The organism is Pseudidiomarina aestuarii, from assembly GCF_003987355.1.
Taxonomy (GTDB): domain Bacteria; phylum Pseudomonadota; class Gammaproteobacteria; order Enterobacterales; family Alteromonadaceae; genus Pseudidiomarina; species Pseudidiomarina aestuarii.
In genome coordinates, this window is record NZ_PIPR01000002.1 from 238,580 (window position 1) to 263,947 (window position 25,368).

At 47.0% G+C, this 25,368-nt stretch carries 23 protein-coding genes; 5 read left to right on the forward strand and 18 right to left on the reverse strand.

What is annotated here, in order from left to right; translation table 11 throughout:
- Nucleotides 1–15: 15 nt before the first annotated feature.
- From CWE22_RS09960 to cutA, 12 genes are all read right to left on the reverse strand, one after another.
- Nucleotides 16–1,830, reverse strand: coding sequence for a GGDEF domain-containing protein (locus tag CWE22_RS09960; RefSeq protein WP_169931319.1), 1,815 nt, complete (start codon nucleotides 1,828–1,830; stop codon nucleotides 16–18).
- A gap of 124 nt (nucleotides 1,831–1,954) precedes the next feature.
- Nucleotides 1,955–3,235 carry a phosphoribosylamine--glycine ligase gene (purD, locus tag CWE22_RS09965; protein WP_169931320.1) on the reverse strand — a complete coding sequence of 427 codons (1,281 nt, stop codon included), beginning with the start codon at nucleotides 3,233–3,235 and terminating at the stop codon, nucleotides 1,955–1,957.
- An 8-nt stretch (nucleotides 3,236–3,243) separates the two neighbouring features.
- Entirely contained in the window at nucleotides 3,244–4,032 is a 789-nt protein-coding gene (locus CWE22_RS09970) for a class I SAM-dependent methyltransferase (protein WP_420821052.1), read from the reverse strand.
- Between the two features lie 182 nt (nucleotides 4,033–4,214).
- The gene (purH, locus tag CWE22_RS09975; protein WP_169931322.1) at nucleotides 4,215–5,783 is read right to left on the reverse strand and encodes a bifunctional phosphoribosylaminoimidazolecarboxamide formyltransferase/IMP cyclohydrolase; all 1,569 of its coding nucleotides are present in this window, start codon (nucleotides 5,781–5,783) and stop codon (nucleotides 4,215–4,217) included.
- 91 nt (nucleotides 5,784–5,874) lie between these two features.
- Nucleotides 5,875–6,168 carry a DNA-binding transcriptional regulator Fis gene (gene fis / locus CWE22_RS09980; RefSeq protein ID WP_169931323.1) on the reverse strand — a complete coding sequence of 98 codons (294 nt, stop codon included), beginning with the start codon at nucleotides 6,166–6,168 and terminating at the stop codon, nucleotides 5,875–5,877.
- An 18-nt stretch (nucleotides 6,169–6,186) separates the two neighbouring features.
- Nucleotides 6,187–7,152, reverse strand: a complete 966-nt coding sequence (dusB, locus tag CWE22_RS09985) for a tRNA dihydrouridine synthase DusB (RefSeq protein ID WP_169931324.1) — start codon at nucleotides 7,150–7,152, stop codon at nucleotides 6,187–6,189.
- 132 nt (nucleotides 7,153–7,284) lie between these two features.
- Nucleotides 7,285–8,169: a 50S ribosomal protein L11 methyltransferase gene (gene prmA, locus CWE22_RS09990; RefSeq protein WP_169931325.1), complete on the reverse strand. Its 885-nt coding sequence runs from the start codon at nucleotides 8,167–8,169 to the stop codon at nucleotides 7,285–7,287.
- A 5-nt stretch (nucleotides 8,170–8,174) separates the two neighbouring features.
- Nucleotides 8,175–9,524, reverse strand: a complete 1,350-nt coding sequence (gene accC / locus CWE22_RS09995; protein ID WP_169931326.1) for an acetyl-CoA carboxylase biotin carboxylase subunit — start codon at nucleotides 9,522–9,524, stop codon at nucleotides 8,175–8,177.
- A 23-nt stretch (nucleotides 9,525–9,547) separates the two neighbouring features.
- Nucleotides 9,548–10,006 (reverse strand): acetyl-CoA carboxylase biotin carboxyl carrier protein, encoded by a 459-nt coding sequence (gene accB, locus CWE22_RS10000; RefSeq protein WP_169931327.1) that lies wholly within the window; start codon nucleotides 10,004–10,006, stop codon nucleotides 9,548–9,550.
- 26 nt (nucleotides 10,007–10,032) lie between these two features.
- Nucleotides 10,033–10,494, reverse strand: coding sequence for a type II 3-dehydroquinate dehydratase (aroQ, locus tag CWE22_RS10005; RefSeq protein WP_169931328.1), 462 nt, complete (start codon nucleotides 10,492–10,494; stop codon nucleotides 10,033–10,035).
- A gap of 134 nt (nucleotides 10,495–10,628) precedes the next feature.
- Nucleotides 10,629–12,380, reverse strand: a complete 1,752-nt coding sequence (locus CWE22_RS10010) for a protein-disulfide reductase DsbD (RefSeq protein ID WP_244596050.1) — start codon at nucleotides 12,378–12,380, stop codon at nucleotides 10,629–10,631.
- 3 nt (nucleotides 12,381–12,383) lie between these two features.
- Nucleotides 12,384–12,728, reverse strand: a complete 345-nt coding sequence (cutA, locus tag CWE22_RS10015) for a divalent-cation tolerance protein CutA (RefSeq protein WP_169931329.1) — start codon at nucleotides 12,726–12,728, stop codon at nucleotides 12,384–12,386.
- A 193-nt stretch (nucleotides 12,729–12,921) separates the two neighbouring features.
- Here cutA and CWE22_RS10020 point away from each other — a divergent pair, with 193 nt between their 5' ends.
- Nucleotides 12,922–13,215 (forward strand): co-chaperone GroES, encoded by a 294-nt coding sequence (locus CWE22_RS10020; protein WP_169931330.1) that lies wholly within the window; start codon nucleotides 12,922–12,924, stop codon nucleotides 13,213–13,215.
- Between the two features lie 48 nt (nucleotides 13,216–13,263).
- The gene (groL, locus tag CWE22_RS10025) at nucleotides 13,264–14,898 is read left to right on the forward strand and encodes a chaperonin GroEL (protein WP_169931331.1); all 1,635 of its coding nucleotides are present in this window, start codon (nucleotides 13,264–13,266) and stop codon (nucleotides 14,896–14,898) included.
- A gap of 183 nt (nucleotides 14,899–15,081) precedes the next feature.
- Here the strand turns inward: groL and CWE22_RS10030 are convergent, their stop codons facing one another.
- From CWE22_RS10030 to CWE22_RS10040, 3 genes are read right to left on the reverse strand one after another with little or no spacing between them, the layout of a single operon-like run.
- Nucleotides 15,082–15,249, reverse strand: a complete 168-nt coding sequence (locus CWE22_RS10030; RefSeq protein ID WP_169931332.1) for a hypothetical protein — start codon at nucleotides 15,247–15,249, stop codon at nucleotides 15,082–15,084.
- Nucleotides 15,250–15,263: 14 nt separating this feature from the next.
- Entirely contained in the window at nucleotides 15,264–16,151 is an 888-nt protein-coding gene (locus tag CWE22_RS10035; protein ID WP_169931333.1) for an SDH family Clp fold serine proteinase, read from the reverse strand.
- Nucleotides 16,152–16,205: 54 nt separating this feature from the next.
- Entirely contained in the window at nucleotides 16,206–17,546 is a 1,341-nt protein-coding gene (locus CWE22_RS10040) for a hypothetical protein (RefSeq protein WP_169931334.1), read from the reverse strand.
- 631 nt (nucleotides 17,547–18,177) lie between these two features.
- On the opposite strand from CWE22_RS10040, the gene CWE22_RS10045 reads away from it, so the two are divergent.
- Nucleotides 18,178–20,757 carry an HsdM family class I SAM-dependent methyltransferase gene (locus CWE22_RS10045; RefSeq protein ID WP_169931335.1) on the forward strand — a complete coding sequence of 860 codons (2,580 nt, stop codon included), beginning with the start codon at nucleotides 18,178–18,180 and terminating at the stop codon, nucleotides 20,755–20,757.
- Nucleotides 20,758–20,786: 29 nt separating this feature from the next.
- Here the strand turns inward: CWE22_RS10045 and CWE22_RS10050 are convergent, their stop codons facing one another.
- The gene (locus CWE22_RS10050) at nucleotides 20,787–21,341 is read right to left on the reverse strand and encodes a recombinase family protein (protein ID WP_169931336.1); all 555 of its coding nucleotides are present in this window, start codon (nucleotides 21,339–21,341) and stop codon (nucleotides 20,787–20,789) included.
- A gap of 212 nt (nucleotides 21,342–21,553) precedes the next feature.
- On the opposite strand from CWE22_RS10050, the gene CWE22_RS10055 reads away from it, so the two are divergent.
- Nucleotides 21,554–22,624: a hypothetical protein gene (locus tag CWE22_RS10055; protein WP_169931337.1), complete on the forward strand. Its 1,071-nt coding sequence runs from the start codon at nucleotides 21,554–21,556 to the stop codon at nucleotides 22,622–22,624.
- A gap of 338 nt (nucleotides 22,625–22,962) precedes the next feature.
- On the opposite strand, the gene CWE22_RS10060 is transcribed toward CWE22_RS10055, so the two are convergent.
- Nucleotides 22,963–23,310 (reverse strand): hypothetical protein, encoded by a 348-nt coding sequence (locus CWE22_RS10060; protein ID WP_169931338.1) that lies wholly within the window; start codon nucleotides 23,308–23,310, stop codon nucleotides 22,963–22,965.
- A gap of 8 nt (nucleotides 23,311–23,318) precedes the next feature.
- On the reverse strand, nucleotides 23,319–24,596 hold the full coding sequence (locus tag CWE22_RS10065) for a tyrosine-type recombinase/integrase (RefSeq protein WP_169931339.1): 1,278 nt from the start codon (nucleotides 24,594–24,596) through the stop codon (nucleotides 23,319–23,321).
- Between the two features lie 262 nt (nucleotides 24,597–24,858).
- Here CWE22_RS10065 and CWE22_RS10070 point away from each other — a divergent pair, with 262 nt between their 5' ends.
- Nucleotides 24,859–25,368, forward strand: a complete 510-nt coding sequence (locus tag CWE22_RS10070; RefSeq protein WP_169931340.1) for a DUF3016 domain-containing protein — start codon at nucleotides 24,859–24,861, stop codon at nucleotides 25,366–25,368.

Here is a 25,368-nt window from a genome sequence, read left to right on the forward strand (position 1 = left end):
GCTTTTTTGTTCCTGTTATTGGGTTTCAGTGGCGCTGGTAGTCTGACTGGGCTCTGGAATGAGCCAGAACTCGCAATGATCGTGCTGCTTCGCTCCTTTTTTAGCGAGCGAAGCCAGCGCGGCCACATCGTCATGTGATTGGCACTGATTTGGGTCAACCGCCGCGACGCCAATGGCGAGAGCTAGCAACGGAAAACGCTTTTGGGTGCCATCGCGATCGGTACCTAATATACAGCCCTCGGTGAGGTCTTGTGGTCGATAGAATTGGCCGATATTTTCCTTAAAGGCCTCCAACACCTCATTTAACAGTGCACGCCAATTCGAATCATTCGAGAAAATTGCGACAAAATCATCGCCACCGATGTGTCCGACAAAGGTACCGCTTCCTGTAAGTATTTTCTGTAATAAATGTCCCAGCCACTGCAAAATCCGGTCGCCTTCGCCGTATCCATAAAGGTCATTGTATGGCTTGAAATTATTCAAATCGAAATAAGCGACGTAGAAGCTCTGATGTTGTTGCAAGCGACGGTCGATTTCACGATAGATAGGTACATTGCCGGGCAGCAGCGTCAGCGGGTTCGCATACCGTGCATTCTGGATTTTCACTTCAGTAATTTGGCGCAGAACATTCCTCACTGAGGCGGTGCCGACAAAGCGCTTATCTTGGGTGATCAGAATTTGTCGGTGAATCTCAAGAGCTTCATCTTCGGTCATCAATTGACTAACTTCCTCGATAGGTGTGGTTGCATCAACAATCAGAGGATTTCGTTCCATAATATGGTGAACCGGTTTGCTAGCATACAGCGCGCGCCCGTAGGAGCTGCTGAATATTTCGAGTACTTGCTCACGACGTACGCCTCCCAAAACACGATCGCCTTCAACCACTGGCAAAGATAGAAGCTCTTTATTTCGACTAAAGTATTCCAGCACTTGCACACAGGGGACCTGCGGCGCAATAGTGGGAACCGATTCAAGCAGCTCTCCAATGGTGCCACTACGACTGGGCGTTGGCGTTTGCTCGAGCGCAGTATTGGTTAATTGCGTGGCTGGGTTCGCTTGGGGTAAGCCGAGGAAATAGCCTTGTGCAAGGGGAATCCCCATACGTTGTAATTCGCGCAGTTCGTCGGCACGTTCGACGCCTTCCGCAATAATCGTTGCACCCAAAGAACGAGCCAATTGCGTAATACTTTTGACGAACTCACGCTTACGCGGTTGCTGATCAATACGGTCGATAAAATGCCGATCAATCTTGATATAGTCTGGTTCCAATTCTGCCCATAACGTCAAACCCGAATACGCCGAACCCAGATCATCTAAAGCAATTTTAAAACCCGCTTGCTGGTAGCGATGTACCACGCGTTTGAGCTCATCTGGTGAAGAAACGGGATGTTGCTCCGACAGTTCAATCACAATTCGGGTTGGATCAATACCCGCCGTTTTTGCAGCTGTCAACGTACATCCTTGTGGATAATTAGCTGCGGTGAGGGTATTCGGATTTGCGTTGAGGAAAAGTAGCCCCGGGAGTTCCAACCGAGCAAACTGCTGCAGCGCAATTTCTCGACAAAGTACTTCGAGCTCCGCTTCACGACCACTTTTTTTCGCAACATCAAAGAGCGCAAGTGGACGATGTAGCGGATGACCTTCCGGTCCCCGGATCAGCGCTTCATAGCCGACAATTGGACCTTGGTCGATATCGACGATGGGTTGAAACACCGCTGTTAATGACGCATTCTCAAGTAACAGTTCCAGAGCCGCTTCAAGCCGGTCCGTAGTATGTTGTATGGCACTAACAGATCTATGTAATTGCTGCTCAGGAAGGTATAAGGTCATCGGCTGTCTGTGGGCAGAAATGAAGCTCAATACCACCGACTATATACCGCTATTATGAACCATTCATGACAGCCAGCTCCGTTCAACTAGCGTGGTGCTCGTTGAACGGAGTGGGGGGACGGAGTTATTCGCGGGCGATAGCTCGGTGGGCGATATCAGTGCGGTAGTAGACATCATTCCAATGGATGTTGGCTAGGCGCTGGTAGGCCGCTTGTTGGGCCTGAGTGACGCTATCGCCGATAGCGGTGACGCAGAGTACGCGGCCACCATTGGTGACCACCTCGCCTTGTTCATTGAGTTGGGTGCCGGCGTGAAAGACTTTGGTGGTCGCATCGTCGCCGGCTAGACCGGAAATGACATCGCCTTTGCGATAGTTATCAGGATAACCACCCGCAGCCATAACGACTCCGACGGTTGCACGCGGGTCAAAATCGATGTGGTGTTCGGCCAATTGCTCCTGACAGGCTGCCAAGCACAACTCCACTAAGTCAGACTGTAGTCGCCACATGATTGGCTGTGTTTCGGGGTCGCCGAAGCGGCAGTTGTATTCCAGTACTTTTGCGGTACCGTCGGGTGCAATCATCAAACCGGCATACAAAAAGCCGGTGTAGGGATGACCTTCAGCAGCCATACCTTCCACGGTCGGTTGAATGACGTGATCCATAACCCAGTTGTGAACTTCTGGCGTGACCACAGGTGCTGGTGAATAAGCGCCCATACCACCGGTATTCGGACCTTTGTCGCCGTTATCACGCGCTTTATGATCTTGGCTTGAGGCAAACGGGAGTGCTGTTTTGCCGTCAACCATGACGATGAAGCTGGCTTCTTCACCCACCAAAAACTCTTCAATAACCACGCGACTGCCGGCGGCACCGAAGCGGTTCCCTTCCAGCATGTCATCAATAGCGGCGAAGGCTTCTGCTTGGTCTTGCGCAATGATCACACCTTTACCAGCGGCAAGGCCGTCAGCCTTGATCACAATAGGTGTACCTTGTGCCTCAACATAAGCTTTCGCCGCGGCAATATCGGTGAAGGTTTGGTAGGCGGCTGTTGGGATCTGATGGCGTGCTAAGAAATCTTTGCTAAACGCCTTTGACCCCTCCAGTTGAGCGGCACCTTGGGTTGGCCCAAAAATAGTCAAGCCAGCGGCGCGAAACTTATCGACAACACCCAGCACTAAGGGAGCTTCAGGACCCACAATGGTGAGTCCTATCGCTTCTTGCTGAGCAAAGGCGAGGAGTTCGTCGACTGCCTCAGCCCCGATGGCGATGTTAGCTAATTTCGGCTCATTTGCTGTGCCGGCATTGCCGGGTGCAACAAAAACCTGTTCAACGAGCGGCGACTGTGCCGCTTTCCATGCTAATGCATGTTCGCGACCGCCGCCGCCAATAACCAATACCTTCATGCCTATTGTTACTCTTGAGTTGTGGTTGGTTTCATAAATTTCAGTGTGAATCGGTCACTTTCACCAATAGCCAGAAATTTCTCACGGTCTTCGTCACCAAGACGCAAGCTTGGTGGCAATGTCCAGACACCGCGCGGATGATCTGCCGTATCCATTTCATTAGCATTAATTGGGCTACTGCCGACCAATTCAAAGCCCGCGGCTTCTGCCATGGCAATCGCAACGCTTTCTTTCATGTAGCCAGAGCTCGACATTTCTTCATCTGGACGATCTTCTGGCAAACGGTGGTCAACAACACCTAGCACACCGCCCGGTTTCAAAGCCGTATAGAAAGTCGCAAACGCCGTTTGCAGACCTTCTTCACCTGCAGCCATATACCAGTTGTGCAAGTTGCGGAAGGTCAACACCATATCGGCTGAACCAGCTGGTGCCACTTCGGTCACGGCGTTGGCATTGAATTCGGTCATGACGATTGCTGAAAACGCATCATCTGAGGCGATCCGTTCGGCAAAGGCAGTGCGTGAACGATTGAAGTAATCGCTGCTGCTATCCGCAGGGAAATGCGCTGCGTAAAGCATACCCTGGTCTTTAAGATACGGTGCCAGAATTTCTGTATACCAACCGCCACCTGGCCAAATCTCAACGACTGTCATGTCGGGTTCGAGGCCGAAAAACTCTAAGGTTTCGACCGGATGCCGAAAAGCATCGCGAGCTTTGTTGCTGTCTGAGCGCAATTCGCTCGCTACAACGTCAGCTAAGGTTAGGCCAGCCGTTTCGGTCATCATTTCTTCTTGCATCGCTTGCTCTTCAACAGCGGCTGTTGGCTCTTGCGGAGCTTCGGTCTGTTGGGGAGCTTCGCTGCAAGCAGCAGCAAGCGCGGATATAGCAAAAACACTGGATAATGCGAATTTGTTCATGGTCAGTTCCTCATTGCAAAGCATGTAAGGGCAATCTGTTGTACCACATAACCAACAAGTTTTTAGTGTTTAAAATGACGCATTCCGGTAAATACCATGGCAATTCCATGTTCATTCGCGGCGGCAATAATCTCGTCGTCGCGAATGGACCCGCCGGGTTGAATGATGGCAGAAATTCCCGCTGCAGCGGCAGCATCAATACCATCACGAAACGGGAAAAAGGCATCCGATGCCATTACCGATCCCGCTACTTCTAAGTTCTCATCAGCCGCTTTAATGCCAGCAATTTTGGCACTATACACACGGCTCATTTGGCCTGCACCGACGCCAATGGTCATGCCGTCTCGGGCATACACAATAGCATTCGACTTCACAAATTTTGCTACTTTCCAGCAAAACAGAAGGTCTTGAAGCTGCTCAGCCGTCGGTTGCACTGTTGTCACAACTTTCAAATCAGCTGCGGTAATTTGGCCTTGATCACTGTCTTGAACCAGCAAGCCACCGTTAACACGCTTGTAGTCATACGTGGCTGGACGCTCAGACGACCACTCACCGCACTCCAATAACCGCACATTGGTTTTCGCAGCAACGGCGGCACGGGCGTCAGCACTAACCCGCGGAGCAATAATCACTTCAACAAATTGCTGCTCAACGATGGCACGCGCAGTATCACCATCCAATTCGCGGTTAAACGCGATAATACCGCCGAACGCTGAGGTCGGGTCGGTTTTGAAAGCGCGTTGATAGGCAGCTAGACAGTTATCCCCGATGGCAACACCACATGGGTTGGCATGTTTCACGATCACACACGCAGGCTGTTCAAACGACTTCACACACTCCAAGGCAGCGTCGGTGTCAGCAATGTTATTGAACGACAGCGCTTTGCCTTGTAATTGCTGTGCTGTGGCAACAGACGCCTCAGCGGGCTTCGCTTCAGTGTAAAAAGCGGCACTTTGATGGCTGTTTTCGCCGTAGCGCAAGTCTTGCTTCTTCTCGAGCTGAATATTAAAGGTGCGTGGGAATGGACTCTCTTGACCCGGCAAACGCGCGCCAAAGTATTGCGCAATCATACCGTCGTATTGTGCAGTATGCTCGAACGCTCGAATGGCAAGGTCAAAGCGCGTGTCAAAAGTCAGGCTATTGGCGTTTGCATCCATTTCTGTCAGCACGCGGTCATAGTCACTGGCATTGACCACAATAGTGACATCGCGGTGATTTTTGGCTGCCGCTCGAACCATCGTGGGGCCACCGATATCAATATTTTCGACCGCATCTTCATGGGTACAGTCTGGGGCTGCGACAGTTTCAGCAAACGGATACAGATTCACCACGACCATATCAATTGGAGCGATATCTTGCTCGGCCATAACAGCCTCATCAACACCACGACGCGCCAGAATGCCACCGTGAATTTTAGGATGCAGCGTTTTCACCCGGCCATTCATGATTTCCACTTGGCCGGTGTGTTCAGACACATCGGTAACCGCTATAGCATGTTCACGCAGAAGTTTGGCAGTGCCACCGGTTGAGAGAATATGTACGCCTCGAGCAACCAGGGCCTTGGCAAAATCGACAATACCAGTTTTGTCAGAAACGCTAATCAGTGCGCGTTGAATCGGTCGTTGGTCCATGAAAAATCACCGTCTGTTAAAAGCAATAAGAGTGTAGTTGACTGGAGCACAAAAGAAAAAAGAGCACACAGGTGCTCTTTTTCAAGGGGCATTAATTCATGCCGTATTTTTTCAGCTTCTTGCGCAACGTGCCGCGATTGATACCGAGCATGGTCGCTGCCCGCGTTTGATTGCCGCGAGTGTAGGTCATGACCTCTTCGAGCAATGGAGCTTCTACTTCCGCCAAAACCAACTCATACAACTCTTCAGGATCGTGACCATCTAAAGCTTTCAGAAACTTATTGATGGCTTGTTTCACGGAATCACGCAGAGGCTTAGGCTGTGCGTTGTTACCTAAAGTGGTAAATGGAGAAACCGTGTCACGATTCGTATTTTGATCAAACATAGGTGCGCTCTATCTCTTCTAGTTTCCAAATGTAAAAAAATTCGCCAAGGCATCGAGTTGCTCTTGCGGGTCCTCGATACCCATAAAGTGCTGACGAAACGCTTGCGCAGGCTGCTGTTCTTGCAAATACCAGCCCACATGCTTACGAGCAATTCGGGTTCCCATAAAATCACCGTAGTGCTGATGTAATCGGTGTACATGACGTAACACCACATCACTCACTTCACTCGGTGCTGGCGGAGCCACTTTCTTGCCCGTCGCTAAATAAGTCGCAATCTCCCGAAATAACCACGGATTGCCTTGTGCGCCGCGGCCAATCATAACCGCGTCTGCACCAGTGTAATCGAGGACTTCACGGGCACGTTCTGGTGTCGTAATGTCACCGTTTGCGACAACCGGAATCGACACCGCGCGTTTAATCGCTTTGATGGTGTCGTACTCCGCATTGCCCTTGTACATGCATGCTCGTGTCCGACCATGCACGGCCAGCGATTGAATTCCAGCCTGTTCAGCCAGTTGCGCAATCGCTACGCCATTGCGATGCTCAGGATCCCAGCCCGTTCGTATCTTTAACGTCACCGGTACCGCAACTGCATTGACCACGGCATGCAGAATTTCTTCTACCAACTCTGGGTATTGCAGCAGGGCAGATCCTGCCATCTTCTTATTCACCTTTTTTGCTGGGCAACCCATATTGATATCGATGATCTGCGCGCCATGCTCGACATTGTGTTGCGCGGCGGCAGCCATTAATTCAGGTTCACAACCAGCAATTTGCACCGCTTTTATACCGGGTTCATCCGCGTGGCCCATCCGCGCCATCGATTTGCGGGTATTCCAGACGCGCGGATTGCTCGAAAGCATTTCGGATACAGTTAGTCCAGCTCCCAACTCTTGGCATAACTGCCGAAAGGGAAGGTCCGTCACACCTGCCATAGGTGCGAGTATTACTGGATTATCTAATTGATAAGGTCCGATCCGCATCGGTTAAAAACTGTGCAACTCAAGGGTGGGAAATTTTAGGGAATTTGTGCGCAAATGAAAAGGCTGGAATTTGTACAAATCCCAGCTTTTTTGCACTTTTTTGACTTGACAAAAGCGTTCTGTGATTAGGCTCTAAGCGTTGTTATGGCGTGCATGCAGCATCGCCCACTCGGCACTCATTTGGGTTGGGCTGAAAGTAAAGCTCGGCGCATAAGCAGCTTGAACCGCACTTACTTGACGCTCGAGGATACCCGACATCACCAAGTCACCCTGTGGACCTACATAGGCACTGATCACACTGGAAAGATCTTGCAGTGGCCCGGCTAACACGTTGGCTAACACAATATCGGCTGGTAATTCAGGTTGTTGACTCGGCAAGTACACTTCCAGTCGATCCGCCACGCCGTTGCGCTCAGCATTGTCGCGACTCGCAATTAAGGCTTGTTGGTCGATATCGATACCAATGGCGCGCTCTGCACCGAGTAGCAATGCCGCGATAGCGAGAATGCCCGAACCACAGCCAAAATCGACGACCGTCTTACCCGTTAAGTCTTGTCCGTCTAACCAGGTTAAACAAAGTGCAGTGGTTGGGTGCGTGCCAGTTCCAAACGCCATACCGGGGTCGAGTAAAATATTAACCGCCTCGGGGTCAGGGATCTCGCGCCAACTTGGACATACCCATAAGCGCTCACCGAAACGGATTGGATGAAAGTTATCCATCCATTCGCGTTCCCAATCTTTGTCTTCCAGCCCATCGGTTTTGTAATCAAGGCCATCGGAAAAGTGGGGGCTTGCCTGCAATGCAGCAATGACCGGCTTCAAGTCTGCCTCGGCATCAAAAAGTCCGGTGATCAGCGTTTCATGCCAATACACCGCTTCGCCGCGAGGGGGTTCAAAGATCGGATTGTCTTGGGCATCACGAAAGGTCACCGCAACAGCGCCTTGCTCTTCAAGCAGCTCCCCAATGTGCGGAGCTGCCTGTTCAGAGCCGGCTACGGTAAGTTGAATCCATGGCATAGGCGTTAGTGACCGCCCATGCCTAGTTTCTTCTCGAGATAGTGGATATTGGTGCCACCGTGCTGGAAGTTCTCATCGGCCATAATGTCCTTTTGTAGCGGGACATTGGTCTTGATACCTTCGATGATGAGTTCGCTCAATGCGTTACGCATGCGCGCAATCGCCACATCACGATTCTCACCGTAAGTAATGAGCTTACCAATCATCGAGTCGTAGTTTGGTGGCACTTTGTAGTCTGCATACACATGCGAGTCCCAGCGCACCCCTAAACCACCTGGTGAGTGGAAACGAGTAATTAAGCCAGGAGAAGGAACGAAGGTATTTGGATCTTCGGCATTAATCCGACATTCCACAGCATGGCCACGTATCACCACATCTTCTTGTGAAATGGACAATGGACGCCCCGCAGCAATGCGCAGCTGCTCTTTGATTAAGTCTATGCCGGTGACCATTTCGGTGACTGGATGCTCGACCTGAATCCGCGTGTTCATTTCAATGAAATAGAACTCACCGTTCTCGTACAAGAATTCAAAGGTACCGGCACCACGATAGTTGATTTCGATACAAGCTTTGGCACAGCGCTCGCCAATATACTTGCGCATTTCAGGCGTGATACCTGGTGCTGGTGCTTCTTCTACAACCTTCTGGTGACGGCGTTGCATGGAGCAATCACGCTCGCCCAGATACACTGCGTTACCTTGGCCATCTGCGAGTACTTGAATCTCAATATGGCGTGGGTTTTCGAGGAACTTTTCCATGTAGACCATCGGGTTGCCGAAGGCCGCGCCTGCTTCAGCTTTGGTCATGCTGATCGAGCTCAGGAGTTCCTCTTCCTTGCGCACGACGCGCATCCCACGACCACCGCCACCACCGGCTGCTTTAACGATAATCGGATAGCCAATACGTTTGGCTATTTTCTTATTCTTCTCGTCATCGTCATCCAGTTCACCACCAGAGCCAGGCACACAAGGAACACCTGCCTTTTTCATCGCTTCAATGGCTGAGACCTTATCGCCCATCAACCGGATAACATCAGCGGTTGGACCGACAAAAATAAAGCCAGAGTTCTCCACTTGCTCGGCAAAATCGGCATTTTCAGCCAAAAAACCGTAGCCAGGGTGAATCGCCGCTGCATCGGTAATTTCTGCCGCGCTAATAATGCGAGGTATATTGAGATAACTATCCGTTGCTGGCGCATTGCCGATACAAATCGACTCATCTGCCAACAACACGTGTTTTAAATTTCTATCAACCGTCGAATGCACCGCAACTGTTTTGATGCCCAGTTCTTTACACGCTCGTAGAACGCGTAATGCGATTTCACCGCGGTTGGCAATGACAACCTTATCTAACATGATAATGTCCTGATCGCGTGGGTTTATTCGATGATAAACAGGGGTTGGTCAAATTCGACCGGTTCGCCGTTTTCAACCATGATTTGCTTCACGACGCCGCCTTTATCGGCTTCGATTTGGTTCATCATCTTCATCGCTTCAACAATACACAAGGTATCGCCTGCTTTGACTTGCTGACCGACGGTCACGAAGTCGGGTGAGCCTGGTGCTGGCGCTGCATAGAAGGTACCCACCATAGGCGAGCGCATTACGTGGCCGCTAATTTCTGGTTCGGCAACCGGCGCACTGGCAGCTGGTGCTGGCGCTGCTGCTGGAGCAGGTGCGTGTTGCGGAGCTGGCATTTGGTAGTGCATTGGCATAGCCTGCTGTGCACTTGAGCCGCGATGAATGCGCACTGACTCTTCACCTTCGGTGATTTCCAGTTCGGCAATACCAGACTCTTCAACGAGTTCGATCAACTTTTTAATTTTACGAATATCCATGATCTTGTGTGACCCCAGTGTTGAGATTAATCGTGTAATTGTTGCTGCGCAGCAGTCAGCGCCAATTCATAACCTTGAGCGCCCAAGCCACAAATGACTCCAACGGCTATATCAGCGAGGTATGAATGGCGACGAAAAGCTTCGCGAGCGTGAATATTGGATAGGTGTACTTCAATGAACGGAATCGCGACGCCAGCGAGGGCGTCTCGCAGTGCAATGCTGGTGTGCGTGTATGCACCCGGATTGATAACAATGAAGTCGACGCCTTGTTGTTGTGCCTCGTGAACCCAATCAATTAATTGATGTTCAGCGTTGCTTTGGCGACAGTTCAGTTCAAAACCAAACTGCTGAGCTTGTTGTTGCAGCTTCGCTTCAATAGTTGCAAGCGTTGCGGAACCATAGACTTCTGGTTCTCGGGTTCCCAATAGGTTTAGGTTTGGCCCATTGAGCAACAGAATTCGATGTTTTTTCGGCGTAGTTGACGTCATTATGCTGCGATCTTCTTCGAAAATTTCGATTACGTTGCAAACTGCTTATTTAGTGTCCGCTTTAGGCACTTAGTTCACAGGTGATTTTTCATTATAGTGAAAAATCGCAGTTACGCAGCAAAATACTGGTCTTATCAGCGCTTTTCGCAGCAATTTTCGATGTGCTGTAGAAAATCATCGGCAGGCATAAAGCCTGTGACGCGCGATCCCGGAATTTCCTCACCATCGTAAAAGAATAAGATAGTGGGTAGGCCGAGTACGCGATACTTCTGCCAAATTGCTTGATTGGTCGCATTGTTGGCGGTGACATCGGCTTGCAAGATGCGCATCTCATCAAACATGACTTGCACGTTCTCGTCACCGAAGGTTTCACGTTCAAACTCTTTACAGGCAACACACCAGTCCGCATACAAATCGAGCATCACAACCTGGTCGCCGGCAGAGGCGAGCTCAGCTTCAATACTGGCTACGGAATCAACCGCAACAAAATCGGCTTGATGGTAGGTAGTCGGCCAAAAATAGTGTTGTAAAGCAATTCCAAGCACAATCCAGATGATAGCGAAGACATGTGCTGCATTGCGTTTGAGTTCGCGGTAACCACTGACAATGAGATAGATAGCCGCCACATTAATGAAAGCTACCCACAACCAACCAGCCACTTCATAGCTCAGTAGGCGTTCGACAAACAGCAGGGCAACACCCAACAAGATAACACCAAAGATCCGTTTAATAGTGTTCATCCAAGCACCGGCTTTCGGCAACAGTTTGCCGCCTGACACGCCAAAGATAATCAGCGGAATGCCCATACCTATGCTGAGCGCGTAGAGAACTGCGCCACCTATAGTGATATCACCGGTTTGAGCAATGAAGAGTAAAATGCCCGACAACGGTGCCGTGGTGCAGGGTGAGGCAATCAATCCTGAGAGTGCGCCCATAGTGAACACACTGCGATGCGCACCACCACGTTGCTGTTGACTGACTTCATTTAACTTTTGCTGCCAGCGCTGTGGCAACTGCAAGGTGTAAGCACCCAACATACTCAGTGCCAGCACCACAAACAGCAATGCTAACCCAATCAGAATAATGGGATGTTGCAGCATCGCCTGATACTTCAGTCCAGCTAAGGCAACAATCACACCGAGTATAGAGTAGGTAATCGCCATGCCTTGCACGTAGGCAAACGATAGCGTAAATGCGCGCCGTGTGGGCAAGGTCTGCTTATGTTGACCTGATCCCATAATAATTGCCGAAATAATCGGATACATCGGCAATACACAGGGGGTAAACGCGAGGCCAATACCGAGCAGCAGGAAAATACCCAACGATAGCCATAGAGGCTGTGCCGCGAGATCAAAAATATCGTCGGTTTGACTGTTCGCGACTATTTCTTCAAAGCTAATTGCGGTCGAGCCATCACCGCTAACCGCATTGAGATATATGGTTTTGGTGGTTGGAGGGTAACACAATCCTGCATCAGCACAGCCTTGGTAAGAAACGGTAAAAGGTTGGTCAGCTTCAGCGGAATGCACTACATACGTGATGCTCACGGCATCGCGATACACAATCGACTCGCCGAAAAATTCATCGGTATGGCTCTCTCCCTCGGGGTAAACAGGTACTTCAGCTAGCTCGACTGATGGGTCAGGAGCAAAGCGATGCTGATATAAATAGTAGCCATCGGCCACCGTCCAGGTGAAGGTGATGACAGCGCCATTTTGGCGGTAATCGAATTGAAATGCTTGGTCAACGGGTAAGAATTGCTCTTGTGCAAAGGGGTCGTCACCGGCGCCAAAATCTTGCGCCTTCGCATCGCTTGTGAACAACTGGCCAGCAACGATTAGCGCGAGCGCAACGAACGTACTGCGTAATACCGTTCCGAGCATCATGTCTTAACCTTCCTGAGTTACTTTCTCTAACCAAGCTAAATAAGCAGAACTACCTTCACTGATAGGAATAGCAATGAGTTCTGGAACTTCATAGGGATGCGCTTCTTGCACTAAAGCAAACAAGGACACGATGTGACCTTCTGTAGTCTTAATCGCAAGTGTGACCTCTTCGTCACTGTGAATATGATTTTCCCACCAATACATAGAGGTGCTTGGTGCGGAAATGTTCACACAAGCAGCTAACTTGGCACGTAACGCCTTCTCAGCGAGCGCTTTAGCGGTGTTTTTGTCTGGACAACTACATAAAACCAGGCGGAATTCATTTGTTGTATCGTGAGCTTGAGTCATTGGGACCCTCGTCGAAGCCAGAAACTAATAAGGTGTCTTCACTGCGTCGCACCAGTATACGTAATTCAGAAAAAATTTTTACTGAAAAACCTTGTGTTCGCAAAAATGCCCCCCATAACTGTGGCACTAATCTTTTAACTGCTCGAAAGAGCGCTGTTATCAACCCACAACTTAGGTTTAGGAGTTATCACACATGAAACTTCGTCCTTTACATGATCGCGTGATCATTAAACGTTCGGAAGCAGAAACCAAATCTGCGGGCGGCATTGTGCTGACCGGTTCAGCCGCTGAAAAGTCGACTCGTGGTGAAGTTGTTGCCGTGGGCAATGGCCGCATCCTAGAGAACGGCGACGTCAAAGCATTAGACGTGAAAGTCGGTGATTCTGTGCTGTTTAATGAAAGCTACGGCGTGAAGACACAGAAGATCGACGGTGAGGAATACCTCATCATGAGCGAGTCGGACATCTTGGCTATTGTTGAAGGCTAAGTTCGGATCTCGATTAGGTCGTCAACGAATTGATAGAGGAAAAGAATCATGGCAGCTAAAGAAGTAAAATTTGGTAATACCGCACGTCAAAAGATGCTGAAAGGCGTCAACGTGTTGGCCGATGCAGTCAAAGTCACCTTAGGTCCAAAAGGTCGCAACGTTGTCTTAGATAAGTCTTTTGGCGCTCCGGTCATCACCAAAGATGGTGTTTCTGTAGCGAAGGAAATCGAACTGGAAGACAAGTTCGAGAATATGGGCGCACAGATGGTGAAAGAAGTTGCGTCTAAAGCAAACGACGAAGCGGGTGACGGTACGACCACTGCAACGGTATTGGCGCAGTCTATCGTTAACGAAGGCTTGAAAGCCGTCGCTGCGGGTATGAACCCAATGGATTTGAAACGCGGTATCGATAAAGCCGTTATTTCTGCGGTTGAAGAACTGAAGAAATTATCGAAGCCATGTGACAACACTAAAGCAATCGCTCAAGTCGGTACTATTTCTGCCAACTCAGACACCACTATCGGCGAAATCATCGCCAAAGCGATGGAAAAAGTGGGTCAAGAAGGCGTGATCACCGTTGAAGAAGGTCAAGCGCTGCAAGACGAGCTTGACGTGGTCGAGGGTATGCAGTTCGACCGTGGTTATTTATCTCCATACTTCATCAACAACCAAGAAAACGGCTCTGTGGAGCTAGAAAGTCCGTTTATCTTGTTGGTGGATAAGAAAATCAGCAACATTCGCGAACTACTGCCAGTGCTGGAAGGCGTTGCGAAGTCAGGCAAACCATTGTTGATCATCGCTGAAGACATCGAAGGTGAAGCGTTAGCAACTCTGGTTGTGAACAATATGCGCGGCATCGTAAAAGTCGCAGGTGTGAAAGCGCCTGGTTTCGGTGACCGTCGTAAAGCAATGCTGCAAGATATCGCAGCTCTGACCGGTGGTACTGTGATTTCTGAAGAAATCGGTATGGAACTGGACAAAGCGCAGTTAGAGGACCTCGGTACTGCAAAACGCGTTGTGATCACCAAAGACAATACCACTATTGTTGATGGTAACGGCGACGAAGCAGCAATTGAAGGCCGTGTGGCACAGATTCGTCAGCAAATTGAAGACACGACGTCTGACTACGACCGTGAGAAGCTGCAAGAGCGTCTGGCTAAATTAGCTGGCGGCGTAGCAGTCATCAAAGTCGGTGCTGCAACTGAAACAGAAATGAAAGAGAAGAAAGCCCGTGTTGAAGACGCATTGCACGCGACCCGTGCTGCGGTTCAAGAAGGTGTTGTGCCTGGTGGCGGTGTTGCTCTGGTTCGTGCAGCCAGCAAACTAGCTGACCTGCGTGGCGACAACGAAGACCAGAATGTCGGTATCAAGTTAGCGTTGCGCGCAATGGAATCACCATTGCGTCAAATCGCGATGAACGCTGGCGCTGAAGCTTCAGTGGTCGCGAATAATGTGAAAAATGGCGAAGGTAACTACGGTTACAACGCCGGTAATGATACCTATGGTGACATGCTCGAGATGGGGATCTTGGATCCAACCAAGGTCACTCGTTCAGCGTTGCAGTTCGCATCATCAATCGCGTCATTGATGATCACGACTGAAGCCATGATCGCTGAAATCCCAAAAGATGAACCAGCCGCACCAGACATGGGCGGTATGGGTGGCATGGGCGGCATGATGTAATTTCGGTTGCATCATAAAATCCATTCAAAAACAATGAGTTGAAATTGGTGTAGACGAAATTGTAGACATCAATGTAGACAGTCAGAAAAGGGGGGGTGTTTCGGCATCTCCCTTTTTTGTTTGCAACAAACTTAAATTTAACGCAAAAGAAAGCCCCTTGCGGGGCTGTCTTTAGTTTATATGTTAAGCAGGAGAAGAGAGGTACACTCTACTAGCTACATCATATTCAGGTTTTTTGATTACACCTGCTTTCTGTGCCTGCTTTAAAAACTCAAGTTGTTGATTAAGCTTTTGATTTTCCGCCTTTTGCGTTTCAATAACCTTCTCTACTTGCTTAACTAAATAGCTCATAGTGTTCTCCCTGATTATGACAACAACTCATACTTTGACCCTACAAGAACCATTTTGTTCATTTTGTGAGTATAGTCCACACAAAAATCATGTAGTCGATTTATTGCTAATCTTAAGTCTGCATTGTCAGTATAGTCATCAATTTCTAATTTTAGTTCATTTTGAAGTGTTTTGATACCGAGCATTCGACTGTGGCTGTGCCATCTATTATTGTCACTTAGAAGTTGTGCTATTTCTTCTGCTCGTTCAGCTTTCTCATCATCAGTAACTGGTTGTCCTAATTTCGCTGGTGTACTTCTATGCTCACTCCAGTCACGAAATTTAAATTCTACTAGCCACTTTTTCAATAGCGAAATAGATAGATCCCTAGCTTGCTCGTATGCTCTGAGAGATGCTAAATCCAAACTATTTAACATTATGATTTCAGCATTACTAAGTACCCCTCCACCAGAACTCCTAGCAATGAGTTCGTTGCATTTATCCAGATAGCCGAGGGCCGGAACCCACTTACCATCATTATTTTGCACTTGTGGGTCGATCGGGCCTAAAGACGATGAATAATCCATATATATCTTATTGCCAGACATACACCATATGGTGCCAGCCGACATAGCCACATCAGGAACTAAAAAATCAATATTCTCATAAAAATGGCGTGACATCTCGACCATTTTTTCAACGCTCTCAGCTGACCCCCCACCGGTATGGAGTATGACTAAGAGGTTGTTTTTTCGCTCTGCGTTTTTCCCATGCTCCTCTAGTTGTTGGCGAAATAGATTTTTAGCCCAAAACTCGATTGGTCCGTAATATATAATTACGTCGTGATTCGAGAAATGCTCCTGCTGTAGCTCCGTCAATTTATCTCGCAAAGCATTTTCTACAGATCCGTTTACTATACTCATCGCCACTCCTTGTAATAATTTTCAGCAATTCTATGATTTCATCGGACAAACATGTTAACTTTGTATCATGTTAAAGTTTTTTTTATAAGTAATAGCATTACTAAAGGTTGGCGGATAACCGAATCGCTTCTCGTATTCGCTATGAATTATCTCAGCCAAAATATCAGCCTTGCTCGAACCAGTTAGAAAACTGTCGTGAATTGGTATCACAGGAATCCCCTGTTCAGCCGCTCTAAGCTGAATCCCCCTAGCCAGTTCACTGTCCAAGTATTGCAGTTGCTTCCAACTAGACGAATACAAGAACTCAGCGATGGGCTTGTGGGCTTGCCTAAAGCTCTCTATGGCTTGCTTTGCTTCATTTGAGGTAAACCCTAAGCTCTGACGAATAGCGCCAGCGGCAGACTTCTCTGAATCGGCATTAAGCGCAATCAGAGCCACTTTCTTAGCGGTCTCTCGGTCATATCCGTCAATGTCATAGCCATCTGCTGGCGCTGGTTTGCCTAGATAGTTGTAGAGCATACGAACGTGCATGCTTTTAATGTCTTGCTCAATTGTTGGCTCACCGTCGATGATGATAGTGGAACGTTCAGCCTTGCTTAGACATTGAGCATGACCATAGTACCGACCACCGATATTGAATGAGCCTTTGAATGAGCGTTTAAAGCGGACATTACGAGAGCCTAGCGATACATATTGGTCACTTAGAACTAGCTCGCCAGTGTCGTTATGAAATCGCTCAGCAGGACGATAAGACCACGTTGCTGATTGCCTTAGCTCGTTCAATAGCTCCAACTCTGAGCGCATTAAGCGTGTCTCATCGTTATCTTGGTAGTCGATGAGTTCACCCTCGTCATCCTTAAGAACAATGCTCTCAGTGTTATCGTGAAATGGCATCACCTCAGCGCTGGCGCTAAGCTCACTGAGAAGCTCTCTAGCGTTGTCTGTTGGCAACCAAAGTGATGCTAAGCCTACGCTGAAATCTTTGCCACGATAGCCTTTATGGCACTCTAACAGCCCTTTATCAGCCAGATCTTTCAGTACAGAACCAAACACTACTCGACTAAAGTCACACTCCTGATAACGCTTGATAGTTTTGTGATGGGTATTGGATGTCGGGCAGATAAAGCCTGTCATCGCTGAATGTCGCTGGGTCTCTCGTAGCGCTCTAGCTATGTTCAGGAGTACAGCTTGAAGTGCTTGCTGAGTTCCTCTTCTAGCTCTGTTGCTAATGCTTGGATACCACTCACTAAACAGGTCAGTTATTGCACTACTTGATAACCCTAAGCTGGTCTCTAGTGGAACAACTCGAACATGCTCAGTGTAACCGTAGGTCTTGCTGAGACTCTTTGACCACTCGTAGTGAATCTCTGAGTCAGTAATCAGTTGATGAATCATGGAATCCTCCTAATGAGGACGCTGAGATAACCAATGGTCGTCTAATCCACTGGTATATGACATAAGGTCGTCTCTAATATAGGTAAGTCACCCCCCAGCGTCTTACTGGTTAATGAATAACTAATGAAATGAAGTCAGTGAGGTCTAGTGCTTGGTCAATGCTTGGCTAGTAGTTGGTTGATGAGTGCTAAGACAAGGGCTAGAAGTCTGTTTATAGACCAGTCGAAATCACTTAGTTCGATGGTTAATTAATCAATTTAAGACAAGATAACTGGTAACTAACAGACAACCGCTAGCTCATTCGTACCATGATGGTTATTGAGTCATTATCTACCAAGCCAATGACCAGACAGTCACCAGTAGCTGACTAAGTAAGGACAAGACCACCACTACTGCGGCGGCTTTATCATAGGGGTGGGAATTGCTAGAGAACGCTAAAAACAGGGGCTTAGCCTCCCCATAGGGATGTGATATAGAATCGTTAAAAACCATAAGTAATAGTTATATTAAGCTGGCTAAAGCAGGCTGAATGAACAACCCTCTGCCTGTTTCTATTGCCTCACGGGGTCATAGCCATTAGTATTTGTAAATAAAAATTTACCTTCGAGCCGTTTTAAACTAGGGAAAGCAGATGTCTACAAAGTTAACTCTTAAATGTCCAGTTCGTGGCATTTTAAAAGCATCCAAGAAAAGCAAGGATGGATTAACACCAACCGAAGAGTATTACAGAGTAGAAGCTATAAAGTACCTTGTAGAAGAACTAGATTACCCTGTCGACCATATAAAAATAGAGCCTGTAGTCAAAAAGTTCGGTAATGGGGGGCGTAACAGTTTCCGAAGTGATTTTGCGGTTTTAGATGTGCCAATAGATAGTATTGACACTAACGATGTGGACACGCTGTTATCGCACGCAATCCTATTGTGTGAAGTGAAGCGCGACAACGCAAAGTCAGATTATGTAAAGCATACCCAAGTTCAGCCAATGCTTGATTTTTCTAAAAGAGATGATTGCATAGGTTTGTATTGGGACAACGTAGAACAACGCGTGTTTTGGCAAGAAATCGAGGGAGGAACTAGAGGAACTCTAGAGGGGCCTCTTAGCTTTTTGCCTGAATATGGCATTCAAATAAAAACGAAGCCTCTAACATTTGCTGATACTGCGCCGTCAGACTCCTTACTCGATGTTTTTGAACGGATAGAGAACATTTTGCATCAAGCATCGTTCGACCACGAGAAACGATACGAGATTATCTTACAGTTATTGCTTGCAAAAATATTTGATGAGCACGCTCATGCGACAAGGCCTGATACTGAGGTCGGTATACAGGATTACAGTGCAATAGGCACCCCATCGAATACTGCATTGAATAAATTCAACAAGATCCTAGCGAAGGCTGTGACTTTTTATGAAAAGCATCTCCCGAACCCCATCGAGAGCTCTATTCCAGTCTCTGGTGATACCCTGCTAGATGTCCTAAGGATATTGGCTCCAGTTAGAATCACACACTCAAAACGGGATATTGTTCAGACCTTTTACATGAAGTTTGCTAAACACATGTACAAGTGGGATCTGGCACAGTTCTTCACACCGACCGAGGTAACTGATTTTATCGTCAAATTGGCGAACCCTCAGTTTGGTGAACATGTTTGCGACCCTGCATGTGGCAGTGCCGACTTTTTAGTTGCAGCATTTCACATTGGTCGTGAGTTCAACCCAGGATATGCAGATTGTGTATGGGGCGTTGATAACTCGGCGAATGCTGTCCAAGTGTCAGTTTTAAACATGGTTCTAAATGGCGATGGTAAAACTAATATTCAAAAAGCTGACTCTCTAGAAACAGTAGAAGATAGTCTTAGTAGATACGACATCATGCTATGTAACCCACCCTTTGGTAAGAAAATCATAGAGAAAAGAAAGTCGGTATTACGGCACTTCGATCTGGGATATGAATGGTCGCTTTCTGAAAATGGACTTCAGAAAAGCTCTAAATTATTAGATTCGCAGGAATCTGGGTTGTTGTTTGTTGAAGTTTGTCTGAAGCAAGCTAGACCAAATGGCCGAATTGGTATAATCCTGCCTAATGGCTATTTGGGGAATCGCTCGCATCGTTACCAAGTATTCCGTGAATGGTTATTAACACATGCGCGGCTTGCAGGAATTTGTTCTTTCCCTAGATTTACTTTCAAAGCTAGTGGTGCAGATGTAAGTGCTAGCGTTTTGTTCTTGGAAAAGAAATCAAAGCCTTCAAGCCCCGCGGATGATGACTATCAATTCTTTGTCGAGATGATTGAGAAGGTAGGATGTGAAGCAGGTAATAAAAAAGCTGCACCGACTTATGTCAGAAATCCAGACGATGGAAGCTTTATTGTAGACGATGACGGGGATTACATAGTCGACTCAGACTTTGAGGCCGCTATAAATCGAATCAGAGCAAGCGGCGCTACTGAATGTTTTGATTGGTTGACTGAAGGACAATCACCCGCAGATGGATTTGAAGGATGGTCTATTGATATTAAAGAGGTGTATTCAGACCCTGATTTAACCATTGACCCCAAGCGCTACAGCAGAAAAGTACGTCATCTACGGGACGGAATAGCTAAACACGACCATCTCGTACTTGGAGATATAGTTGATTTTATTGATGAAAAGAAAACTTCTGGAGGAGCCGCTGTAAGAACAGTCCCTTCTCGCGATTATTTCTATGTTGAACTTAGCGATATAGGGTTTGGCGACTTTAATAGCAATAAGCTAAAGGGATGGGAATTACCCAGCAGAGCACGACACTTCGCTGAAAGTGGAGATATTTATTTTGGCTCAATATGGGGGAGTGCCGTAAAGTGGTGCTTTATCGGTCAAGGTTATGATAGTCATGTTGTAACAAATGGGTGCCACCGTTGTCGTATTAAACCGGAGTTTGAACATCACCTGATTGATTTGCTGGCTTATATGAATACTGAGGGCTGGGGAGTACAAATGCGTTCTTTCGCAAGGGGTTCAGACGGTTTGGCAGAAATTTCACGCGATGACGCTAAGAAGGTTATTATTCCAATTATTAGAAACGATTCAGTTAGGAAAGAGCTAGATGGGTATGTTGAGAATCTTAAGCGAGGGCGTGTAACTATAAAGTCTGCGGTAAGCGGACTTATTGAGTCTGGAGATTGGCAAATAGATGAGCCTGAAAAGCGTCCTAGCCATATTGTCTTGGTGTAAAGTTCAGTTACTCACGAGCGGCTGAGACTTTATGCCTCAGCCTGTTCTTCAAGTATTCGATAGACAGTCGCTCGACCAATCCCTAGCTTTTTAGCTATCTGCATTTTCTTAACGCCTTGCTGGTGAAGCTCAAGCACCTTGTCTCTATCGACAGACTTCTTGCGCCCTTTGTAAACGCCACGTTGCTTCGCTCTAGCAATACCTTCTCGTTGGCGTTCCAAGATAATCGCTCGTTCAAATTCGGCAACAGCCCCCATAATAGATAGCATTAACTTCTGAGATGCATCGTCACCGCTCCCTTTGAACTTCAGATCCTCTTTAACGAAGTGCAACGTAGTATCCTTTTCATTGAATTGTTTAATCAGACTCAGCAGATCTTCGAGATTACGAGCCATTCGGTCGATGCTATGAACGTAAACAATGTCTCCCTCACGGACATCCTTTAGTAACTCGATTAATTGTGGGCGCTCAGTAGTAGAGCCCGAACATTTATCTACATAAAATTTATTTAACTCCATTCCCTCTAACTGGCGCTCAGTATTTTGGTCAACGGATGATACTCGGATATAGCCAATTTTATACATACAAAAATCACCTCAACTGTCTCATTTAACTCTAGACTGATAATTTTATACTGTCTTAAAATATTAAAATCAATTCTATTGATACACTTTTTTGTGTCTCATTTGTGTGTATCGTTGAGGTATACCTAAATGAATCACTGTGCTGGGAGGATTGTATCGCTGGATATTACTAAGTAAGGTGTGGAGATTAGCTAAAGCTTGAGAGGGCGCTGATGATTCCGTATTACCGTGATAGTGAAGACGCTAGGCCTTTGTTGTATTTAGACCAGAACATAATCGACTCTTTGCGAAAAGGCGTTTACTCATTTGATGACGCCACATTCTCAGAGCGCTTCCGTGCAATTTACTCAGACGAAACACTCAGAGAGATAAGTCGAGCGGAAGATGGTGGTGGAAACGCTACGGAATACTTGAATGTTCTAAAAGAGTTAGAAGCGTTTCATTTGCGGTTAAACCTAAACGCCCAATTCACGCCGACGGGTGATGCAATCATTCAGTCTCAGAGTCCTGCTGAGGTATATCAGAACTTCATTCAGAATCGCGACCTAGATTACTTAGTTGAAGCCAACTTACTAGTCACTCACAAGGTAATGGGAGGGCTACCAGATCTTACAGTCGACGACATAATTAAGAGAATGCTTGAAGCATTTGAGCGTAACGCTAAGTCACTAGAAGACAACATAAGAAATCTAGAGCCATTCTTCCCAAACGCTAGAGAAGAGCTTCCGCGCCTATTTGAGTCTTTAGGAACAATGAAAGCAGTCTCGCTAAAAGACTACAAAATCATTCTTAAGCAGCTTGCGGATAACCTTAAGACCACCCTTAAGCTTAACGATACTTCTCAGTCAGCGCTCAGTCGTTACCGAGAAGAGCTTAGGCTAAGCCCAAAAGACCTTAATAACATAGAGCCACCAAAAGTTGTCGAGCAAGTGTGGCAAGTGATATCTCGTGACGAAAACATTAATCAGTCAGACGTTACCATGTATCAGTTCTTTGGCGTAGATGCTCCTAACCCCATAAACCCCGAACGAAGGAACTTCGTGTCTGAGCAGGTATCAAGCGTCTACTTTCATCTGAACTTGGCTGGTTATTACCCCGATAAAGGATTAAAAGAACGTAAGAGATTTGCTAGTTCCTTTAGTGACATGCAGCACGTTTCGTTAGCCACGCATTGTGATTACCTGTTAAGTAGTGATGAGCGACTCATTAAAAAAGCAGCCGCAGCCTACGAATTTACTGGCGCAAGGACTCAAGCGCTTCTACTAAAGCTTCCCAACGCTTAGGTCGTTGGCGATTCGAGATATGTTCGATAAGCACAAGCACCCCTACGGGGGGGAATCGCTTTTCCTTATTTGTCGAATAGGCTCACAAATTTTTTTGCTAAAATTGCTCGGCCTAGATAAAAGCTGAGGGAAAGAAAAAATGGACGAATTAGTAAGCCTCCATGAGCAACTTGAACAGAAGAAACGCGTGATAGCGACGTGGGAATTCACTCTAAACAGAGCTAAGGGAGAAGTTGAGCGACTAAACCAAGAAATTGACGAACTAGCTTCTCGACTTGCAAGACTGGTAGTAAAAAACGCAGATAAACTTGATGTTTGATATTATAGCTCGGGGCGGTTTACGCCCCAGCGCTTTCCAAAAGATCTCTAGCGTCCTCTAGGTCTTTCATACTCTTAGTTTCATTCAATTCGTGCAGCTTCTCACCCAAACCTACCAGTCCGTCATTGTAGTCGAATAACAACGATATGAATGAATCCATAGATTGCATACTCAACTGATAAGCTATCCCTGCGACATACCTGCGGTAATATGCTTCTCCAGCTTTTATCGTTACTCCGAACATATCTTGAAAGTCTGTTGAATGACATTGAGTCAGATACCATCCGTAGTGACGAGGGTATAGTCCGTTTAACGCTGGCTTGTATTTATCAATTTTTATAGGCTTCGATTTTGCTTTTTTTGCCATAATTAACCTCACTTCATTTTGTTACCTAACCATTCAGTTCTAATGTAATTCTCAGCTTTACTGGCGCTTTCACTCAGTTTCTGTACCTCATTGTCTTTCGCATAGTAACCGTAAGACATCGTTGAACCTCGCTTGTGACCTACGATTTCGGCAGTAATTGTCTCGGGTATGTCACAGCGTTTTAAGGCCGTGATGAACATGCCCCTGAATGAGTGGAAGCTCTTTGTTGAGTCATCTGTAATGTGGTTAGTTTTTAAAACTGAGAACCAACGGCCAAATGTCTTCCCTTCGATGCCGAGTAGTGGCGACTCATCGTCTAGTTGCTCAGCGATAACTTTTAGCTCACTGGCTATGTCTCTAGGGATAGGAACGTTTCGAGTTGCCGCTGAAGTTTTGCCCTGCTCAATAAATATGTATGGAACGCCTCCTTTTTCCATCAGATGACGCTTTTTAAGGTTACCGAGTTCACTTAAACGACAGCCAGTAAAGAGAGCTAGCTGAATGTATAGCTGGCGCTCTCTTGATTCACCGTTGATAAGCTCCATGATTTTTCGTAGTTCATGAGGCTCAAACATCTGCTTTCTATTGTTAGTAATTGGGCTAGTGTAACTGTGTCCTTCAAATGGGTTTTCACCGCTAACTTCGCCTAAGTCACGAGTATTCTTCCAAAGGGTTTTTAGACGGCTCATGTGAGCTTGGCACGTTGCACGAGCTTTGGCCTTCTCAATCGTTGCCAGAAAGTCATAAGCATGTCGTCTCGTGATGTCATTTATAGGCATATCGACAGCATCCATAAATTCAAGGAACAGGTTTACGGACTGCTCAACTTTGCGTTGCGTTTCCTTCGATTTGTTCACGCCATGTCGATTAAGCCATTCAGCTAAAGCTTCACGAACGGTAAAGGCGTAATAGCGCTCATAATTTTCTTTGCCATTGACGGTCATGTAAGCTCGCAGTGTTAGCTCATCACCACGTTCCAACAACTTTTCAGGATAAATCCATGCATCCCAATCTTGGTTGATTTCCTTTTCAGCTCGCATTTCACGCACAAGTTCTCTGAACCTTTTATTATCATCGTCGGTTCTCGTTAATGCTGAATGAGCAAGCTCACCGTTTATCTTATCCCTTAACTTACGAGCTATATGAACATCCGATGTGTCCAAGCTACGAGAGATGGTTGCTGTGTCAGGATAGAATTTTTGTAATGCTTTAGGAACACGTCGCTGATACCACCAGACGTTACCCCGAAGCTTTAGATGGATGTTATTGCTTTTTCTTTTTGTCATTTCTACCACTACAAATGAAGACACTAATGTAGACATTGATGTAGACAGGTATTATCTCTGAAGCCCAGAATCCACGCAATACGTGGGCTAGGTGATAGTCAAACATGGGCATGATGTAAGTCCTGTCATGGCAGTATTAGAAGGGCGACTTGCGAGTCGCCCTTTTTTATTGCCCGAAATAAGTTAAAGCCATGCAAAGAACTGTCACATTTGCGGCAAATGATGCATCTTTACTTATGAAAGCTACCCAAGGAGGTACATTATGAAACAGTTAACTACACTATCGATGGCAATTTCATTGGCGCTAATGAGCTCGACTGCGTTGGCAGCGACCGCCAAAGTGGAATTCAAAAATCCAGACGATTACCGTGACATTGAAGCAGTGAATGAACGGCAGTCATCTTTCCAAGCGCAATTATTTGAGGGGCTGACTAAGCATTTTGAAAGTTTAGCCGCCCAATTGCCTGAAGGAAATACGCTCTCGATTACAGTCACTGATTTAGACATTACCGGTCGCGTTGAACCTACTTACGGTCAAGGTGGTGCAGCCTACATGCGAATTGTTGATCGCATCGACTACCCACGCATTGAGTTTAGCTATCAGTACACCGATAGCTCAGGTGCAGTGCTCAGTGAAGAGTCCGTAAATTTACGTGACATGGGTGCGCATCAAACCATGCGAGCAGCGAAAGAAAGTGGTCGTGATGAGCTGTATTACGAGAAAAAGTTGTTGGACCGTTGGTTTAACGACACCTTTGAACGTAATAACTAA

Bases quoted from the DNA above. Each gene is read 5' to 3' on its own strand.
- CWE22_RS10060 (WP_169931338.1), bottom strand. From the start codon at position 23,310: ATGGCAAAAAAAGCAAAATCGAAGCCTATAAAAATTGATAAATACAAG.
- cutA (WP_169931329.1), bottom strand. From the start codon at position 12,728: ATGACTCAAGCTCACGATACAACAAATGAATTCCGCCTGGTTTTATGT.
- CWE22_RS10030 (WP_169931332.1), bottom strand. From the start codon at position 15,249: ATGAGCTATTTAGTTAAGCAAGTAGAGAAGGTTATTGAAACGCAAAAG.
- accB (WP_169931327.1), bottom strand. From the start codon at position 10,006: ATGGATATTCGTAAAATTAAAAAGTTGATCGAACTCGTTGAAGAGTCT.
- CWE22_RS10050 (WP_169931336.1), bottom strand. From the start codon at position 21,341: ATGTATAAAATTGGCTATATCCGAGTATCATCCGTTGACCAAAATACT.
- CWE22_RS10055 (WP_169931337.1), top strand. From the start codon at position 21,554: ATGATTCCGTATTACCGTGATAGTGAAGACGCTAGGCCTTTGTTGTAT.
- aroQ (WP_169931328.1), bottom strand. From the start codon at position 10,494: ATGACGTCAACTACGCCGAAAAAACATCGAATTCTGTTGCTCAATGGG.
- CWE22_RS10045 (WP_169931335.1), top strand. From the start codon at position 18,178: ATGTCTACAAAGTTAACTCTTAAATGTCCAGTTCGTGGCATTTTAAAA.
- groL (WP_169931331.1), top strand. From the start codon at position 13,264: ATGGCAGCTAAAGAAGTAAAATTTGGTAATACCGCACGTCAAAAGATG.
- CWE22_RS10065 (WP_169931339.1), bottom strand. From the start codon at position 24,596: ATGACAAAAAGAAAAAGCAATAACATCCATCTAAAGCTTCGGGGTAAC.
- CWE22_RS10010 (WP_244596050.1), bottom strand. From the start codon at position 12,380: ATGATGCTCGGAACGGTATTACGCAGTACGTTCGTTGCGCTCGCGCTA.
- CWE22_RS09970 (WP_420821052.1), bottom strand. From the start codon at position 4,032: ATGCAAGAAGAAATGATGACCGAAACGGCTGGCCTAACCTTAGCTGAC.
- fis (WP_169931323.1), bottom strand. From the start codon at position 6,168: ATGTTTGATCAAAATACGAATCGTGACACGGTTTCTCCATTTACCACT.
- dusB (WP_169931324.1), bottom strand. From the start codon at position 7,152: ATGCGGATCGGACCTTATCAATTAGATAATCCAGTAATACTCGCACCT.
- CWE22_RS10070 (WP_169931340.1), top strand. From the start codon at position 24,859: ATGAAACAGTTAACTACACTATCGATGGCAATTTCATTGGCGCTAATG.
- purD (WP_169931320.1), bottom strand. From the start codon at position 3,235: ATGAAGGTATTGGTTATTGGCGGCGGCGGTCGCGAACATGCATTAGCA.
- CWE22_RS10040 (WP_169931334.1), bottom strand. From the start codon at position 17,546: ATGATTCATCAACTGATTACTGACTCAGAGATTCACTACGAGTGGTCA.
- purH (WP_169931322.1), bottom strand. From the start codon at position 5,783: ATGGACCAACGACCGATTCAACGCGCACTGATTAGCGTTTCTGACAAA.
- CWE22_RS10020 (WP_169931330.1), top strand. From the start codon at position 12,922: ATGAAACTTCGTCCTTTACATGATCGCGTGATCATTAAACGTTCGGAA.
- CWE22_RS09960 (WP_169931319.1), bottom strand. From the start codon at position 1,830: ATGACCTTATACCTTCCTGAGCAGCAATTACATAGATCTGTTAGTGCC.
- accC (WP_169931326.1), bottom strand. From the start codon at position 9,524: ATGTTAGATAAGGTTGTCATTGCCAACCGCGGTGAAATCGCATTACGC.
- CWE22_RS10035 (WP_169931333.1), bottom strand. From the start codon at position 16,151: ATGAGTATAGTAAACGGATCTGTAGAAAATGCTTTGCGAGATAAATTG.
- prmA (WP_169931325.1), bottom strand. From the start codon at position 8,169: ATGCCATGGATTCAACTTACCGTAGCCGGCTCTGAACAGGCAGCTCCG.